The sequence below is a fragment of the Acinetobacter sp. GW821-FHT09D10 genome (assembly GCF_059416285.1).
In genome coordinates this window covers 1-17,896 of the sequence record NZ_JBWKOW010000004.1, presented here as the reverse complement: position 1 = coordinate 17,896, position 17,896 = coordinate 1, and the positions used below count along the sequence as shown (strand labels likewise).

The window sequence follows — 17,896 nt, the reverse complement described above, 5'->3', positions numbered from 1 at the left end:
TTCCTTTTATTTATAGTTCTTGTTCTGCGGCTTTAATATTTACAAACTCTTCTTCTGGGGTCCCTTTCACTAAATGATAACGGCTATAGAATAAAAAGTAAGCAATAAATACCATATAGATAGCGGCAGCAATAAACCAGACTTTAGGGTTTACCACAAAACCTGCAACTACCGCAGCCATTGCTAAAACTAATGCAATGCTTGAGGTCACAATGCCACCTGGTGTTTTATAGGGACGGGGCATGTTAGGTTTAGATAGGCGTAATTTGATGTGGGATAAAAGAATCAACACATAAGAGATGGTTGCACCAAAAACCGCGATTAAAATCAGTGAATCGCCTTCTTTAGTAAGTGAAAGCAAGAAACCGATAATGCCCGGAATAATAATCGCTAGGTAAGGCGCTTTATTTTTGTTAGTTAACGAAAGTGAAGTGGGTAAGTAACCAGCACGAGAGAGTGCAAAGATTTGACGTGAATAAGCATAGATAATTGAAAAGAAACTCGCGATTAAACCTGCTAAACCAACAAAGTTAACAAAAGTCGCAAGCCAAGTGTTGGTGCCATAAACTTTAACCAGAGCATCGACCAGAGGAGCGCCTGAGTTTTGTAAAGTACTTGCACCTGCTGCGCCCGCACCCAAGAATAAAATGAGCATGGCAAACGCCGTTAATATGAGCATTGCACCGATTAAACCACGTGGTAATGATTTTGCAGGATCTTTTGCTTCTTCGGCTGCTAAAGGAACACCTTCAACTGCAAGAAAAAACCAGATTGCAAATGGAACAGCGGCCCAGATGCCTAAATAGCCATGAGGTAGAAAACGACTTGCGCCAGCGGCTGTGCCAACGGGAATATCTAACAGGTTTTGTGCATTAAAATGTGGGATCATTGCTGCAATAAACACAACAAGAGCAACCGCTGCGACAAGTGTAATTGCAAACATGATTTTTAAGGCTTCGCCAGCACCTTTCAAATGTATGCCCATAAAAATGGCATAGCAGGCGAGGTAAATCATCCAACCATTAATGCCAAATAAAGATTCACAATAACCACCAATAAATACGGCAATAGCAGCAGGGGCAATCGCGTATTCAATTAAAATAGCTGTACCTGTTAAATAGCCACCAAAAGGACCAAAGGCAGCGCGTGCAAAGCTATAACCACCACCTGCTGTCGGCATCATGGTGGACATTTCCGACATAGAAAGACATAGGCACAGATACATGATTGCAGCGAGGGCAGTGGCAATAAACATACCACCCCAGCCACCTTGGGCTATGCCAAAGTTCCAGCCAGCAAAATCACCAGATATCACATAAGCTACACCTAAACCAATCAGGAGTAACCAACCCACAGTACCTTGTTTAAGTTGACGCTGAGCAAAATATTCTGCTGATGAAACTTCTGCGCTTGAAGCAATAACGGAAGCTGTTTCTGGTTGATTCATACAATACTCCTGCGAGTGGGTTTGTATGAATCAATGCAAAAGCAATGCCTAAATGAAGAGCTTTAGATAATAGATGACGCTTTTTTATTCCAAATGATAAAAACTTGAGAACTAACAGTACTAAATAAAGAAGCCAGCAATCTAAATTACCGGCGTCTTACATAATTAATGAGCTTACTTCTTTCTAATGTTGATAGTCTGGTATCAACTTGGTGCAGAAATTAGAAGAAGCCCATTGGTTTAGTTGAATAACTCACCAACAAGTTTTTAGTTTGTTGATAATGATCTAGCATCATCTTATGGTTTTCACGGCCAATACCTGACTTTTTGTAGCCACCAAATGCAGCATGAGCAGGGTAGATGTTATAGCAGTTTGTCCAGACACGACCCGCTTCAATAGCGCGACCAGCACGATAAGAAATGTGTGCTGAACGTGACCAAACACCTGCACCTAAACCATACATGGTGTCATTGGCAATTTTAATTGCATCGTCAAAGTCTTTGAACGTTGTCACAGCAAGTACAGGTCCAAAAATTTCTTCTTGGAAAACTTGCATGCCGTTGTGACCTTTAAAAATAGTCGGATCAACATAGTAACCATCGCCTACTTCTTTACGACCACTACCGCCTAGTAAGAGTTCTGCACCTTCTTCACGACCAGTGTTAATACAACGTAAAATTTTCTCTTGCTGTTGTAGAGATGCTTGAGCACCAATCATAGTTTCAGTATCAAGTGGATGACCAGTTTTAATACGTTTTACACGTTCGACAGCCAATTCCAAGAACTGATCAGCAATGCTCTCTTGTACTAAAGCACGAGAAGGGCAAGTACATACTTCACCTTGGTTTAAGGCAAACATGGCAAAACCTTCAAGCGTTTTTTCTAAGAAATCATCTTCTTTATCCATGATATCTTCAAAGAAAAGGTTTGGTGACTTACCGCCAAGTTCTAATGTCACTGGAATAATATTTTCGGTTGCATATTGCATCACCATTTGTCCAGTTTGTGTTGAACCTGTGAAAGCAATTTTGGCAATACGTGGGTTTGTCGCTAACGGACGACCGACTTCTGAACCGAAACCATTAACAATATTAAGTACACCCGGCGGTAAGATATCTTGGATGAGTTCAGCAACCAGTAAAATACCTACTGGTGTTTGCTCTGCTGGTTTAATCACAACGCAGTTACCAGCTGCTAGAGCAGGAGCAAGTTTCCATGCTGCCATTAAAATTGGGAAGTTCCATGGAATGATTTGGCCAACTACACCAAGTGGTTCATGGAAGTGGTAGGCAATGGTATCTTCATCAATTTCAGAGATGCCGCCTTCTTGAGCACGAATACAACCTGCGAAATAACGGAAATGATCAATCGCAAGCGGAAGATCAGCTGCTAAAGTTTCACGAACCGCTTTACCGTTATCCCAAGTTTCTGTAACAGCAAGCATTTCAAGATTTGCTTCTAAACGATCAGCAATTTTTAAAAGTATATTTGAGCGTACCGTTGGCGAGGCTTTATTCCATGTTGCTTTCGCTTTATGTGCTGCATCTAGAGCAAGTTCGATATCTTCGGCACTAGAGCGTGGAATACGTGTGAAAGCTTTTCCATCAACAGGAGATACATTATCAAAATATGCACCCTTTACAGGTGCAACCCATTCACCGCCAATAAAATTTTCATATTGTGATTTAAATTGAACTTTTGAGCCTGGTTGATTTGGATCGATATAGCGCATATAAATATTCCTTTGCTTTTTAGGACTAAAGACTAACAAGAACCCTGTCAGTAGGTACTTTCGTACTTTGTATAATTAGGATATAAAGAAGAAGGTTGGAGAAAGGTTGGAATAGAAATGTGGATATATAAGGAATTTACAAATGTTCACAAAAAAGGATTTATTGCAGCAACGGACGTTGATTGATCAACTGCGTACGCAAAATAGTCTCTCTCCTCAAAATGCTGCCAAACTGGGTCAAAGTATTGCAAGTTCATGGGAACGGTCAGCCTCTGCTGCGATTCCTAAAGAGCGTTTTGCTGCTCCATTAGTCGAGAAAAAATCTGCTTCACAAAATGCTTTAGATATGGCTTTAAGTCAGTGTGCCGACGACTTACGTCATATCGCTGAACAATCCTCAATGGTGATTGCTGTTGGTGATATCGGCAGTACCATTATTTGGACGGCAACAAGTGCTCAAATGCAAAGTGCAGCTGAGCGTGTTCACTTTGTGCAGGGTGGGCAATGGCGTGAAGAATTTGTTGGCACCAATGCATTGGCTTTGTCTTTAAAAACTCAGCAATCAAGTTGTGTTTTTTCAAATGAACATTATATGGAATCGATTCATGATTGGGTGTGCTATGCCGCGCCAATTATCGATCCATACTCGAAACAAACCCTTGGTGTCGTTGATTTATCGACAACTTGGAAGAATCATAATAGTTTAGGAATATTGGCCGCTGAACGATGTGCATCCATTATTCAATCCGCTTTGCTAGAGCAGCAGCGTCAACAGTTACATATTCGTGCATTTTCGACACCGCAAGTTAAATTTAACGGTAAAAGCTTGTTATTAACGCCGCGTCAAATTGAAATTTTGACAATATTGGCGTTATGTCCGCATGGCTTAACTTTAGAGCATCTTTATCAGGCACTGTATGGCGAACGTAAAGTCAGTATGGGGACGCTTAAAGCTGAAATGTCTCAGCTTCGAGATATTTTGGGTGGTTTACTTGGATCTCGGCCATATCGTTTGCTTGTACATGTTGAAGCGGATTTTTTACAAGCTGAACAGGCACTGGATGCGGGATATGCGGCTTCTGCTTTGCAACTTTACACAGGCGTTTTTCTGGCCAAAACGGAAAGTCCGTTTTTATGTGCATGGCGTGATTGCCTAGAATCACGTTTAAGCGATGCGATTTTTAAAACACAAGAAACAGATTTATTACTAAAGCATTTAGCTCATTTCCCTGAAGCAATTGATGCGGTAGAACGTCTTATGGAGTTAGTACCTAGCGAACATCCCGCACATCAATTGCTGATGAAATACCTTGACTCACCTAAGCTCAGTTAAGTGATTTTTTGATCCAGCCACTGGAACAATTGTTGATAGACTTGTTCTCGTACTGGCTGGGCTGAAAGGACTAAATCGTGCAATCCATTGTGAATAGAGACAACGGATATATCTCCTTTGATTTTTTTACCGTGTTTTTCAATGTCTTTAACATCTAAAATCACATCACTTTGAGTGGCATCAACTTCCCATTTTTTAGGGTTTTTAGTTTGATGGGAGTGCATAATCAGTGCAGGGATATCGAGTTTAACCCCGCGATGAATCTCTTTTTGTGCCGTATGAATCGCATGTACAAAGCTGAGTTGAACAGTAGGGGCAGACGTTGGTTTCCAGTCCAGATTAAAGTCCCATTCGCCTTTAAGTTCTTTGTGAAGACTCGCGGTGTACCATTTGTTCAGTTGGCTTGGGAATTTAACTTTAGGTAGATATTTTCCTACTCGACTGAGCATTGGAATACCAAATTTCTTTTCGACCAAGCTTAAATTAAAGTCGTAAAATGGACTATTTGCCCACAGCGCTTTAATAAGAGGATGGTTTGGGTGATGAGCCGCGTACAGCGTTGCTGTCAGACCACCAGTCGAATGGCCTGCAAGTAAGACTTGTGTGTGCTGTTCTTTAGCAATGATATCTAATGATTGAGTAATTTCGGCATCGTATTCATTTAAATCAAGCACATTATAGAAAATTTGATGAGGCAGCTTTGAACGGCCGTATTTCCTTAAATCCAAGGCATAGAAGTCGTAACCATGAGCATTGAATTGCTCAGCCATTTCGGTTTGAAAGAAATAATCTAAAAAACCATGAATATACAGCACGGCTTTTTGAGTGGATTGAGCGGCCTTTTTACGCACTAAGGTAGCTACAACTTTTCCTTCGTAATCATTAGGAAAGTTGAGTGTAAGCTGTTCGTAGCCAGTACCTAAAATATCTGGAACATAATTTTGATTAGCTGAAGATGTATTCATTTTTATCGAGCTATTGTAATTAAGACATGCTGAGTATCCTTCAATGAAATGGGCGAATTGTCAATCAGGTTTAGAGGTTGGATTGGAATAGAGGTTTAAAAAAAGGGAATACCGCTGGAGCTAAGTATTCCCCAAAAAGTAAGTCAACGGTCGGAGGGGTTTGACTTACTAGAGGGATATGCCATTACATTAGTATTAAAGTGCTGCTTTAAAAATCTCCACAACTTGTGCATGGTTTGCTTTACGAGGGTTGGTCAGCATACACGCATCTTTTTGAGCATTATCGGCCATAACTGCAAGGTCTTCAGTTTTTACGCCTAGCTCTGTTAATCCAGATGGAATACCAATGGATGAAGACAGTTTACGAATGGCATCAATTGCAGCATACGCAGCTTCCATCACGGTCAGTCCATGAGTTTTTACACCCATTAAATCTGCGATTTTTGCGTAACGATCTGGACAGGCAATTAAGTTAAATTCGCACACGTGTGGTAACAAGATTGCGTTACATACGCCGTGAGGTAGGTTATAGAAACCGCCCAATTGATGCGCCATCGCATGTACATAACCTAAAGATGCATTGTTAAACGCCATACCAGCCAAGTACTGTGCATAGCTCATTGCATCACGAGCTTCGATATTTTCACCGTTTGCGACAGCAGGTTGTAACCATTGACTAATCATGGTGATGGCTTTTTCTGCACAAGCATCGGTAATTGGGTTGGCCGCCGTAGAAACATAGGCTTCAACAGCATGGGTTAAAGCATCCATACCTGTTGCTGCTGTTAAACCAGCCGGTTTTGCAATCATGAGTTTCGGATCATCAATTGCAATGAGTGGGGTACAACGCCAGTCGACAATTGCCATTTTTACGTGAGTGTCTGTATTGGTAATAATACAGAAACGGGTCATTTCAGATGCAGTACCAGCTGTGGTGTTGATCGCAATCAGCGGTGTCATTGGGACTTTACTTTTATCGATACCTTCGTAATCACGAATATGACCACCACCAGCAGTTACGAGGCCAATCCCTTTTGCACAGTCATGAGATGAACCACCACCTAGTGAGACAATAAAGTCACAGCCATTGTCGTTATAGGCATTTACGCCATTATGAACATTGACGTCAGTTGGGTTTGGTTCAGCACCCGGGAAAATATGGCTAGCAACGCCTGCTTCGGTTAAATAGTTTGCGATAAGATCTGCGACACCAAATTTAAATAAGCCTTCATCGGTCACAATTAATGCTTTTTTTGCGCCGAGGTTTTGTGCCTTTGTACCTATTTCTTTGGCACATCCTGGTCCAAAGAGTGATACACAGGGAATATAAAAACCGTTTGTTTGATCTGCAATATTTTTAAAAGCCATGGAGTGATTCCTTCTTCCATAAATCCATTGTTTGTTATTACAGGTGAGCCTCACCATGGCCTTAGTATTGTGATGTGAAGATTATTTTCCTACCTACCAAAAACCTACCAAATATTATTTTATTATTAGTTGTTGATTTATAATGATTTTACAGAAATTCTGGCGCATTCATTTAATTTTTTCGGGAAAGTCGTTAAGCTATGGGCTGTTGAAGATGTACTTATGAGATTATGAAACAGGAAACTGCGCTTAAACTGCTTAAAGCAGGTGAAAATGTCTTTTTAACCGGTTCGGCTGGTGCAGGGAAAACCTATACACTCAATCAGTACATCCAATACTTAAAAGCACGTAAAGTGCCTGTGGCTATTACGGCATCTACAGGTATTGCTGCAACGCATATGAACGGTATGACGATTCATACATGGGCAGGCATCGGGATTAAAGATCAGTTAACTGACGATGACCTAAAACGTATGAAAGAGCGTAAATATCTCAAGGAACACCTTGAAAATGCGCAAGTTCTCGTCATCGATGAAATTTCGATGTTACATGCAAAACAGCTTAATCTGGTGAATCAGGTTTTAAAATATTTTAAAGAGAGCGACGAGGCATTTGGTGGCATCCAAGTCATTGTCGCTGGAGATTTCTTTCAGTTGCCACCAGTTGGACGTAATAGTGAAGCCAACCGTGACAAGTTCTGTTTTATGTCTGATGCATGGGTCGAAGCTAAATTCCGCGTATGTTATTTAACAGAACAACACCGCCAAGACGATGAAATTCTTAACCAGATTTTAAATGCCATTCGCGCGCAAAATATTCAATCAGACCATATACAAGCACTGCGTCAATCACGCTCACAAGATATTGGTGAGACCTTTACTCGTCTCTATACGCACAATATGGATGTCGACAATATCAATTATCAGCACTTAAATGAAATTGATAATGAAGGACATCAATTTAATGCAGTTTTAGATGGTAATGAAAAACTGGTAGAAACTTTAAAATCTTCGGTTCGTGCACCAGAAGAACTCACCCTTAAGAAACATGCAAAAGTCATGTTTGTAAAAAACAACTTTGATATGGGATATATCAACGGGAGTTTAGGTGAAGTCATTGGTTTTGAAGAAGATGATGAAAACGGATTGCTACCAAAGGTGAAACTAACCGATGGTACGACATTGCTTGTTGCGCCTGAAACTTGGTCAGTTGAAAATGATGCAGGTAAAGTGATTGCCAGTTTCCAGCAAATTCCACTTCGTTTGGCGTGGGCGATTACCATTCATAAAAGCCAAGGGATGACCTTAGAAGCTGCTGAAATTAACCTCATGAACACCTTTGAAAAAGGTCAGGGTTATGTTGCGCTTTCACGTTTGAAATCTTTAACTGGGTTAAAGTTATTAGGGATTAACGAGCAAGCTCTAGAGCTAGATAGCTTGGCTGTAAAAGCCGATCGTCGTTTCCAAGAGTTGTCTAAAGAAGCAGAAGACAACTTTGCAGATGTAGATTTAACTGCTCAGCACAAAGCATTTATTCGTCATTGTGGCGGAACTTTAAATGAAACCGAGATTTCTCGTAATGAGAAAAAAATCGCAAAAGGTGGAAAGCAAAATTACGCTACGGCAACCCTAGACGAAACACGTGCGTTGTTTGAAGAAGGCTATGAGATTGAAGATATTGCACATGAACGTGGCCTTACCCCAGCGACAATCATTAACCATTTGGCTCGACTTCATAAAGAACAAAAACTGGATATTTCGGTTGTCCATCCTGGGGAAGAAGTGGTCGAAGAAATCCGAAAAATTTATAAGAAACTGAAAAAGCGCCAAAATCCAGATCATTTTTCTGATGATGGTTCGATCAAACTAAGACCAATCGTTGAAGCAACCAGTCCTCGAATGGGATATGATCAGGTTCGATTAGCTTTATTATTTATTGAGTAAAGTTTAATTAGCTTCATTACTTATTACATAAATTGAGGTGGCTATGCCGCACATTGTAGTTGATTATTCAGATAACTTAACTGGATTAAACGCAAAACAATTACTTGAAGAAATTAATACCACACTTATCGAGACGACTTTATTTAGTCCAGAAGACATTAAAAGCCGTGCACGTAAAGATGATGTTTTCCTAATTGGTTTGGGACTGGAACAGGCTTATATTCATGTAAAAGTTTATATTTTGTCGGGAAGAAATGCAGAGCAAAAACAACTGATGGGTGATCAATTGTTAGCAGCACTCAGCAATAAAAATTATCTACAACAAGAGTTTAATAAAGAAATTCAATTGTGTGTTGAACTTGTTGATATGCCAAAAGAAGATTATTTTAAGCAAGTTGTATAACTTTAAAAAGCGCAATTTCGATCAAGAATAGAGATCAGCACTATGTAAAAGTAGTGCTATCGAATGAACAGACATAAATGTATGGCTGTATATACACAAAAGCTGCAACTGGTTTGCGATTATATTCAAAGACATTTAGATGAAGATTTAGATGTTGATCGATTGAGCCAGATTGCAGCCTTATCCAAATTTCATTTTCATCGTATTTTTGCCGTTCATATTGGTTTAAATGTGATGAAGTTTATTCAACTTTCTCGTTTAAAGCGGGCCTCTTTTCAATTGGCTTTTGAACCTGATCTCAAAATTATTGAGATTGCATTACAAGCAGGGTTTGATAGTCCAGAGGCATTTACTCGTGCATTTAAGCGTTCATTTGATCAAACTCCTCGGGCTTTTAGAGATAAACCGGACTGGGAATCTTGGCACCAGAAGTTTGTTTTTACACTTCCGAAAAGTGAGCTAAAAATGCATGTAAATATTGTTGAGCGCCCTGCCCAAAAGATTGCGTATCTGTCGCATCTGGGAAGTCCAGATAAAGTTTTTGAAACTGCTGCGCGTTTTATTGCTTGGCGTAAAGAAACGGGTTTATCACCCGTGACTAAATCAAGAACGTATGGCATTCCTTTTTCTGACCCTGAACAAACGCCATCAGTCGCGTTTAGGTTTGACATTGCAGGGTCAATTGAAACGGCTGTACCTGAAAATATTTATGGCGTACAAACAGGGGAAATTCCTGCCGGACGTTACGCGACCGTAAGACATTTGGGTAGCCATGACCAGATTAAAGATAGCGTATATTACATTTTTAAAAACTGGTTACCTGAGCAGCCCGAAGAAGCTGGAGATTATCCAGTTTTCTTTCACTATCATAACTTTGTGCATGATGTGAAAGAATGTGATCTTATTACAGATATCTATTTACTTTTAAAGTAGTCCGTTACCCACAAAGGCATAACTTCTTGTGGCTATGCCTTTAAACCAAATAGTTTGATATTTGCATATTGCTCAATTAGGTTGGCATCTAACATATGGATATAGTCCATAAAAATGGTACTAAAACTTCCCATGGTTTGTGCCTGATTGGATGCAAGTTTACCCGCAATTGCAAAATGTATATGAGCTGAAAGCGCTGCAATGGTAGGAGTCGTTACCGCACTATATGCAGCGATTAACGCCCCCAAAGCACATCCTGTTGCTGTAATTTTAGGTTGTAAGGGGCTGCCGCCGTTAATTTGGATAACGACATCTAGTTCTTTAGATAGAATGTAATCTGACTCGCCCGAAATTGCGATACAGTCTGTATGTACTAATAGCGCGTAAGCCTGTCGATAGACATCATCACTACTTAGGGTGCTATCTACACCTTTAGATTGAACCTGATTACCTGCAAGCGTACTGATTTCTGAAGCATTACCACGAATAACGCTTGGCTTAAATTGTAAAAGCTCGTCTGTCATTTGACTACGCCAAGCTAAAATTGGCCCATACCCAACCGGATCAAGTACCCATGGAATATCATTTAGCTGAGCTGTTTTAGCTGAGATCTGCATGGCTTGCATTTGCTCAGTGGTGGGCGTACCTAAATTAATGCTCAAGGCCGATGCGATTTTGGTAAAGCTTTCTGCTTCATAAGGATTATCAATCATCGCAGGCGAAGCACCAGACGCGAGTAATACATTGGCCGTATAGTTTGCAGCAACGCTATTAGTAATACATTGTACAAGAGGCGTTTTGGCTTGCATGTTGTGCCAAGCTTCAATGACCTGTTCAATCAAACTAGATGTCGATGTCATATTATTATCCCTAGTAAGCCAAAGTGATTATAAATTTAGTGGGTAAAATAGTGGTCTTGATGCTTACATTTTTGGCAAATCAAAGAAACATAATCTGCTGCATCATATTCAACGCTTAGATCATTTGAGCCACAATACATACAACGTTTGACAGAATAAAAGTTTAAACGTGGTTCAATTTTTCGCCATGCTTTCCATACAGGTTGCACAAATATCTGTTCGTCGTACCCTAAGAAACGATTAAGCAAAATATAACTCATTTTACTGTAAGGAATATTGTGAGGACGAGGGAGCATAGAGGTTTCCCACTTTTCGGTCACGGCTCTTTCGCGATATTGTTCTAAAGTCTTCTTTAATAAATTGGTATTAATAAACTTATCATTGCGAGGCTGTAAAACTTTTTGTTTATACAGATATTCGAGTGCAGTTTGTACCAGATAATAAATCTGCCCAATTGCGAGTGAATCCATTAAACGATAGCAAAAGCTTTGAAAATTTGAATTTCCGGCAATTTGGATACCCCAAGTTCGGCAGTAGAACTGCATGAACTGGATAATTTCTTGATAGAGCACCTGAAAAAGTACGTCTTTCACTTCATCTGTACTACGAAAAGGAATACCAAAGCTTAAATTTTCATAAAACCAATTACGTAGTTGCTGAGCCACACTAAATAAACTTGGATCGCTGTAGCCATCTAAACGAATATTTAAGTGAAAACATTGTGGGTCATCAGTTTGGTCATGTGCATTCAAAATGCCATCTTTATGCAACTGTTTAATTAAATAGTTCTGAAACATCCAGTTAGGCGTGATGTGATGGTATTTAATTTTGTCCCAATGAATATATTCATCATGAGAGATTTCTTCACGGGCATAGTCGTCTAGGAGACTTAGCAAGAACAGTTTATGTAAAAAGCTGAGCTGTTCCAGACTGCGTTGTGGTTGTTCTTTTGACTTAAATTGTCGTTGTTCTTGTAGGCGTGTTTGTTGTAGAAGCTTTTTCCGTTGTTTTGTGCATGTATCACAGTGGCAAGTCATTCTTTGATCTTTAAATAGACGGTGCTGACAATGACTGCATTCATGAAATTGAATGTCTTGTTCAAATTGCTCGGCATCTACCCAGTACATTGAGGCTTGGCAGAGAGGACAATGGCTACTTTCATCTAGCTGTTTCTGTAGAATTTGTAAGGCCATTTTGCTCCGAACATAAAATAAAAATGATGGGGCTATTATACACAGCCGCGATGTAGATGGCGGAGATTGCCAATTTCGTTTGTTGCTAAAATAGAAAAACCTAAAATCTATGTTTCGATTTTAGGTTTTCATAGTGGGCTAAAAAGTTGAATTAAACAGGGCACGGCAAGCTCTCATCATTTTGGCCAAGCTTTTTGGCTTTAATAAGAGCCTGTACTTTTTTACTTGGTAATTTCAGTTTCCCTAACGCATCGTAAGTATTAACAATAGAAGTAACCTCCTGAGTTGTAATAGAAATACCTTCTGCAGATAAGAACACGGCAATCACATGGTGATCGAGTCCTGCTGCTGATAGATCATGAATAGCTTTAATGTTCTCTAGTCGATGAAAATGTGCTTTGAATTCCATGCTGACACCTCTTGTTCTAATTTAGATACCCATATTGGTATATTTAATTAGGCAAGAACCATGCCCAAAATGTAAGCTGACTCTAAAAAATGTTAAAAGCTAAATATGTTTTATTTTTATTGTATAGATTGCTTATATAAACAACGATTATCGTAAATTTGGTCTAATCTGTGCTAATAAAACAAGATTCTAATTTGAAATGTATAAATGAAGTCCCATTAATTTCATAAAGGTAATCAAATACAGTATGTATGACTTGGCGTATGATATTTCATGACGACTCATACTACCGTTTAGACGAGTATATAAGGAATAAAGATGAATATTGCGGCGCAGCCTCCAGTTCAGGCAGATCAGACAGTTTATTTAAAAGATTATCAAAAACCTGCGTTCTTGGTTGAATCAATTAATCTTGATATCCAAGTATATGATGACAAAACAATTGTTGATTCGACATTAGTGATGAAGCGTCAAACTGCTGGAGATCTGGTGCTATTAGGCCGTGACCTAGAATTACAGTCTGTTCAGTTAAATGGACAAATTCTCACTCCTGCACAATATTCACTCGATAGTGAGCAACTGGTGATCACTAATGCACCAGATGAAGTCATTTTACAAACGCAAGTCATTATTCATCCTGAAACGAATACTCAATTAGAAGGCTTATATAAAGCAGATGACTTGTTTGTAACGCAAAACGAACCTGAAGGTTTCCGCAAAATCACATTCTATCCAGACCGCCCAGATGTACTTTCTGTATTTACTACACGCGTAGAAGCAGACAAAAAATATCCAGTGCTACTTGCCAATGGTAATTTGCTAGAAACAGGTGAGGCTGGTGAAAACCGTCACTTCGCGATTTGGCAAGATCCGACCAAAAAGCCAAGCTATTTATTTGCTTGTGTCATTGGTGATTTAGCAGTTCTTAAAGATCGCTATACGACCTCTGAAGGACGTGATGTTGCTTTAGAAATCTATGCAATTGAGAAAGATATTCCAAAATGTCATATCGCGATGGAAGCATTAAAGCATTCAATGCGTTGGGATGAAGAACATTATGGTCGTCCTTATGACCTCGACAACTATATGATTGTTGCAGTCAGTCAGTTCAACATGGGCGCAATGGAAAATAAAGGTTTAAATATCTTTAATACAGCATGCGTGCTTGCCGATGAAGAATACACCACTGATGCTGCGATTATGCGTGTACAGTCTGTGATTGCTCACGAATATTTCCATAACTGGACAGGGAACCGTATTACTTGTCGTGATTGGTTCCAGCTCTGCTTAAAAGAAGGCTTAACGGTATTCCGCGATCAGTCATTCTCTGAAGATTTACAATCTGCTGCGGTTCAACGTATTGATGATGTAGCTGTACTGAAATCACATCAATTCCCTGAAGATGCAGGTCCATTGTCGCACCCACCACGTCCAGATCACTTTGTCGAAATTAATAACTTCTATACGGCGACTGTCTATGAAAAAGGTGCGGAAATTAACCGCATGATGTCGACCTTGTTAGGTAAAGAAAAATACCGTCAAGGGACCGATGAATACTTCCGCCGTCATGATGGACAAGCCGTGACTGTAGAAGACTGGGTTGCTGCGTTAACTGCTGGCTCAGGTGTCGATTTATCTGCATTCTTAACTTGGTATAACCAACCGGGTACGCCAAAGCTTGAAGCAAAAGGTGAATATGATGCAGCAGCACAAACTTACCGTTTAAGCTTTAAACAAAGCCTAAAAGCACATCCTAAATATCCAAATTTAAAAGCTGTTCCGATTCCTGTGGCATTGGCACTATTTAATGCTAAAACAGGTGAGCAATATACATTGCATAGTGAAAGCTTGTTTGTAAACGGTGTTAAAGATGGCGTGTATTTGTTTGACCAAAATGAAGCAACTATCGAATTTACAGGCGTGACTGAGCAACCCGTTGTGTCACTACTCCGTAATTTCTCTGCACCCGTAAATCTTGTGTTTGATTATACCAATGATGAATTAGCTTTTTTAATTCAGCACGAAACAAACGGCTTTAACCAATGGCAAGCAACGCAAACTTTGCTTGAACGTATTTTGCTAGAAGACCATTCTGCGGATGCATACATTCAAGCCATTCAAAGTACTTTGCCTGAGTTAGTTGGTCGCGACCCGCTATTGGCATCGCGCTTGTTTGATGTACCAAGCGAAGGTTATCTGGGTAGTCGTATAGATCATGACTATGCACCAGCCGATATTCATGTAAAACGTGAAGCATTGCTCAATCGTTTAGCACAAGAGTTGGGTTCATTCTGGAAAGATACGTACCTTACACTTGACCCAGATTTGCAAAAAGAGTTTTCTTTGGCAATGGGTGTGCGTGCGTTAAAGAACATTATGCTCATGATGATGGCTCGTCAGGGTGATCAAACCGCATTTGAACTCGCACATGTGCAATATCAGAACACAGGTAATATGTCTGAACGATTAGGTGCGCTACGTGTATTGGTTTGGCAAAATGCGCCTCAAGCTCAAGATGTACTTGCTGATTTCTATGACCGTTTTAAAGATGAAGCTTTATCTTTAGATCAGTGGTTTATGATTCAGGCTGCAAACCCAAATGCGACAACTGAAACAATTGAATACCTTACTCAACATCCTGATTATGATTTAACAACTCCAAACCGTATTCGTGCGGTGAGTGGAGGATTATCAAATAATCCTGAAAACACGTGGGGCTTTGGTGTAGCTCACTTTATTAACCTTGCACAATATCTTGACGAGAAGAATCCAATTTTAGGTTCACGACTGTTACAGGTATTGTCACGTTGGTACACTTTGGCAGAACCTCAGCGGACTCAAGTGCAACAGGCTTTGCAAGCATTGCAGCCTAAAGTGAAATCGAAAAATGTCTCTGAAACTTTAAATAGTATGTTGAGTGTTTAATTATACTTAAATATAAAAAATAAAGGTCTCGTAAGAGGCCTTTATTTTTTATATCTCTATAGCGATTTAACGCTTAAAAAATAAAACTTTCCTTATAGTGGTTCGTCTTTAGCTCCACTGCGAATCATTTTACTTTTATTTAAACTATAATATTTGATGGTTTGTTTGAAATTTATCTTTAAGTAATCATATACAATCAAAATTTAAGAGAGCAATAATATAAAAATAAAGTAAGTAAATCTGTATTTAGCATTTAGTTTCATAAAATTAGCTGAATTTTTGACATATTTATTTAAATTTTACTTAATAAACTTTGTGAGGGTTTTATTTAAATTATTTAAATCAATAGGTTGAGTTTTTGATATGTTAATTTTTGTATCTGTGGGGTTGGTTTGAGTAATTATATTTTGTTAATTAGAAATTAAAATAATAATAAGTTCATGCATTTTAATTGTTTTTATGTATGATGTTTAAAAATAGGGTAAAAAATAAACTTTAAAAGGAGCAGTCAAATAAAAAATGATTGTAAGAATAAGTGCTAAATTTTTTATATCTATTAGTTTTAACAATTTAATTTAAAAGGTTTTGACTATGAAAAAGACTTTTTTTCATTTATCAGTAATTGCTATAGCATTATTTTCTCTCAATTCAGCAAATGCAGCTACAGCAACGGGTACATTAACTGTTAAGGCAACAGTAACGAATAGTTGTGTATTGAATACTTCCGCTACAGGTACAACAGCGAATGCGGTTTTAGACTTTGGGACTTTAAGTTCTCTTGCTAGCAACGTCGATGCAGACACCACAACCACAGGTGGTACCTCAATCAAAGTCCTTTGTAACAACACTGTGCCGTGGACCTTGGCTTTCGATGCTGGGCAAAATGCTCAGACAACTCAACGTCGTATGATTGGTGGAGCAACAAGCAACGAATATATTCCTTATAACCTCTACTCAGATTCGGGGCATGCCACAGCAATCGGCATTGCAACGACTGCCTATAGTGGAACTGGTAGTGGTGCAGTACAAACAGTGAATGTATATGGGCGTATTCCTGCTGGCTCAACGCTGCCGAGTGCGGGTAGCTATCTTGATACAGTAACAATAACAGTAACTTATTAATTTTTATAAATTAGAAATATTGTTAGCCCTTTTGAAAGGGCTAACACATTAAAAAAGTTATATTTGAGTAAATCATGAAAAAAAATATCTTTATTATTACGGGATTATTCTTATCTTTATCATCTAACAATATTAATGCCGCTACAATTCGTCTTTCGCCTGTGAATGTAGAAATATTAAGTAATCAGAGTGCTGCTTCAATTAGTTTATTTAATCAATCGAATGAAAGTAGTGATTTGCAGATTCGTGTATTTGAATGGACTCAGAAAAATGGACAGGATCAGTTAACACCTACAGATGAAATCGCAATTAGCCCGCCATTTTTAAAATTACAGTCTAATGATTCTTATAATTTGCGTGTAGTTAGAATTAATCCTAAACCTGTTTCTGGCGAAAAAACGTATCGCATTATTATTGATGAACTACCAAAACCGATTGATAGCCGTAAAGCAGCTCAAGGGGTTAACGTACTTTTACGCTCGTCATTGCCTGTATTTGTAGTAAATAAAGACGCGATTACTCAATTGAATTGGAAAATTGATGCTAATCAGGAGGTACCTTCCTTAAATATTAGCAATATTGGAAACAGGCATGCACTTTTAAATGACTTAGCGCTTGTGGATACCACAGCGAATAAAAGCTATCCCATTAAAGTAAATACCGTGAATGGTTATATTCTTGCGGAGCAGGCACGAAGCTACTCTATTAATAATTTTACATATCAGCCAAATCATAAATACAGCGTTTCTCTGACAGTTAATGGTAAGAAAACCACACTTTAAGAGGCTTCTATGAAATACATTATAGGTGTCTTATGTGTTGCATATCTTCCAGCGTATTCTTTTGCTGAGCAACTCCAAGATAATACTAACACTCCAATTCCCAGTGTTCCTAAATCTATAGATAGCAATAATAAATATGCACAGGGGAATATAAGTGGAGAGGAACAATATCTTAATTTTACTCAGCTTTTTTTAGTTGTTTCTATTAATTTAAATGCTGCTGAAGACTTGGTTGCTGTGAAGCAATCTAAGGATGGAAAGTTATATATTCGCTCTGGCGCCTTAAAAACTTTAAGAGTGAAAATGGATGAGCATGTTGCTGATAGCCAATGGGTGTGTATTAATGAGCTAAAAGAAATCCAGTTTAAATATCTAGAGAATGAGCAGTCTCTAAACTTACAAGTTCCTTCAAACATGTTGGCGGATTATTCAGTTGACTTAAATGGTCAACAGCTCACGAGTCCTCATTTACTAAAAATA

The 17,896-nt window shown here is 38.9% G+C and carries 14 protein-coding genes and 1 pseudogene; 8 read left to right on the top strand and 7 right to left on the bottom strand.

Annotated elements, in window-relative coordinates; genetic code table 11:
- Positions 1-10: 10 nt before the first annotated feature.
- Both eat and exaC read right to left on the bottom strand, forming a co-directional pair.
- Positions 11-1,447, bottom strand: a complete 1,437-nt coding sequence (gene eat, locus AC07M3_RS10845; RefSeq protein ID WP_494567282.1) for an ethanolamine permease — start codon at positions 1,445-1,447, stop codon at positions 11-13.
- A gap of 221 nt (positions 1,448-1,668) precedes the next feature.
- Positions 1,669-3,180: an acetaldehyde dehydrogenase ExaC gene (gene exaC / locus AC07M3_RS10840; protein ID WP_494567281.1), complete on the bottom strand. Its 1,512-nt coding sequence runs from the start codon at positions 3,178-3,180 to the stop codon at positions 1,669-1,671.
- 142 nt (positions 3,181-3,322) lie between these two features.
- Between exaC and AC07M3_RS10835 the strand changes: the two genes are divergently transcribed.
- Entirely contained in the window at positions 3,323-4,513 is a 1,191-nt protein-coding gene (locus AC07M3_RS10835) for a helix-turn-helix domain-containing protein (protein WP_003652386.1), read from the top strand.
- Here AC07M3_RS10835 and AC07M3_RS10830 read toward each other — a convergent pair.
- Entirely contained in the window at positions 4,510-5,478 is a 969-nt protein-coding gene (locus AC07M3_RS10830) for an alpha/beta hydrolase (protein WP_494567280.1), read from the bottom strand. The genes AC07M3_RS10835 and AC07M3_RS10830 overlap by 4 nt on opposite strands.
- Positions 5,479-5,673: 195 nt before the next feature.
- Entirely contained in the window at positions 5,674-6,846 is a 1,173-nt protein-coding gene (gene mdh, locus AC07M3_RS10825; protein WP_307009076.1) for an iron-dependent methanol dehydrogenase, read from the bottom strand.
- A 230-nt stretch (positions 6,847-7,076) separates the two neighbouring features.
- On the opposite strand from mdh, the gene AC07M3_RS10820 reads away from it, so the two are divergent.
- From AC07M3_RS10820 to AC07M3_RS10810, 3 genes are all read left to right on the top strand, one after another.
- On the top strand, positions 7,077-8,789 hold the full coding sequence (locus AC07M3_RS10820) for an AAA family ATPase (RefSeq protein ID WP_494567279.1): 1,713 nt from the start codon (positions 7,077-7,079) through the stop codon (positions 8,787-8,789).
- Between the two features lie 43 nt (positions 8,790-8,832).
- Positions 8,833-9,192, top strand: coding sequence for a 5-carboxymethyl-2-hydroxymuconate Delta-isomerase (locus AC07M3_RS10815; RefSeq protein ID WP_494567278.1), 360 nt, complete (start codon positions 8,833-8,835; stop codon positions 9,190-9,192).
- An 81-nt stretch (positions 9,193-9,273) separates the two neighbouring features.
- Complete coding sequence (locus AC07M3_RS10810) at positions 9,274-10,125, top strand: AraC family transcriptional regulator (protein ID WP_494567418.1); 852 nt, start codon at positions 9,274-9,276, stop codon at positions 10,123-10,125.
- 32 nt (positions 10,126-10,157) lie between these two features.
- Here the strand turns inward: AC07M3_RS10810 and thiM are convergent, their stop codons facing one another.
- The 3 genes from thiM to AC07M3_RS10795 all read right to left on the bottom strand — a co-directional run bounded on the left by thiM (position 10,158) and on the right by AC07M3_RS10795 (position 12,587).
- On the bottom strand, positions 10,158-10,985 hold the full coding sequence (gene thiM / locus AC07M3_RS10805) for a hydroxyethylthiazole kinase (RefSeq protein ID WP_465082171.1): 828 nt from the start codon (positions 10,983-10,985) through the stop codon (positions 10,158-10,160).
- 35 nt (positions 10,986-11,020) lie between these two features.
- Positions 11,021-12,178, bottom strand: coding sequence for a hypothetical protein (locus AC07M3_RS10800; protein ID WP_494567277.1), 1,158 nt, complete (start codon positions 12,176-12,178; stop codon positions 11,021-11,023).
- Between the two features lie 151 nt (positions 12,179-12,329).
- The gene (locus AC07M3_RS10795; RefSeq protein WP_004643236.1) at positions 12,330-12,587 is read right to left on the bottom strand and encodes a hypothetical protein; all 258 of its coding nucleotides are present in this window, start codon (positions 12,585-12,587) and stop codon (positions 12,330-12,332) included.
- Positions 12,588-12,905: 318 nt separating this feature from the next.
- On the opposite strand from AC07M3_RS10795, the gene pepN reads away from it, so the two are divergent.
- The 4 genes and pseudogenes from pepN to AC07M3_RS10775 all read left to right on the top strand — a co-directional run.
- Entirely contained in the window at positions 12,906-15,512 is a 2,607-nt protein-coding gene (gene pepN, locus AC07M3_RS10790) for an aminopeptidase N (RefSeq protein WP_494567276.1), read from the top strand.
- Between the two features lie 591 nt (positions 15,513-16,103).
- The gene (locus tag AC07M3_RS10785) at positions 16,104-16,634 is read left to right on the top strand and encodes a Csu type fimbrial protein (RefSeq protein WP_045430719.1); all 531 of its coding nucleotides are present in this window, start codon (positions 16,104-16,106) and stop codon (positions 16,632-16,634) included.
- Between the two features lie 74 nt (positions 16,635-16,708).
- Positions 16,709-17,416, top strand: coding sequence for a fimbrial biogenesis chaperone (locus tag AC07M3_RS10780; RefSeq protein WP_494567275.1), 708 nt, complete (start codon positions 16,709-16,711; stop codon positions 17,414-17,416).
- Positions 17,417-17,425: 9 nt separating this feature from the next.
- A pseudogene (locus AC07M3_RS10775) lies at positions 17,426-17,896 on the top strand (fimbria/pilus outer membrane usher protein); the annotation flags it as partial.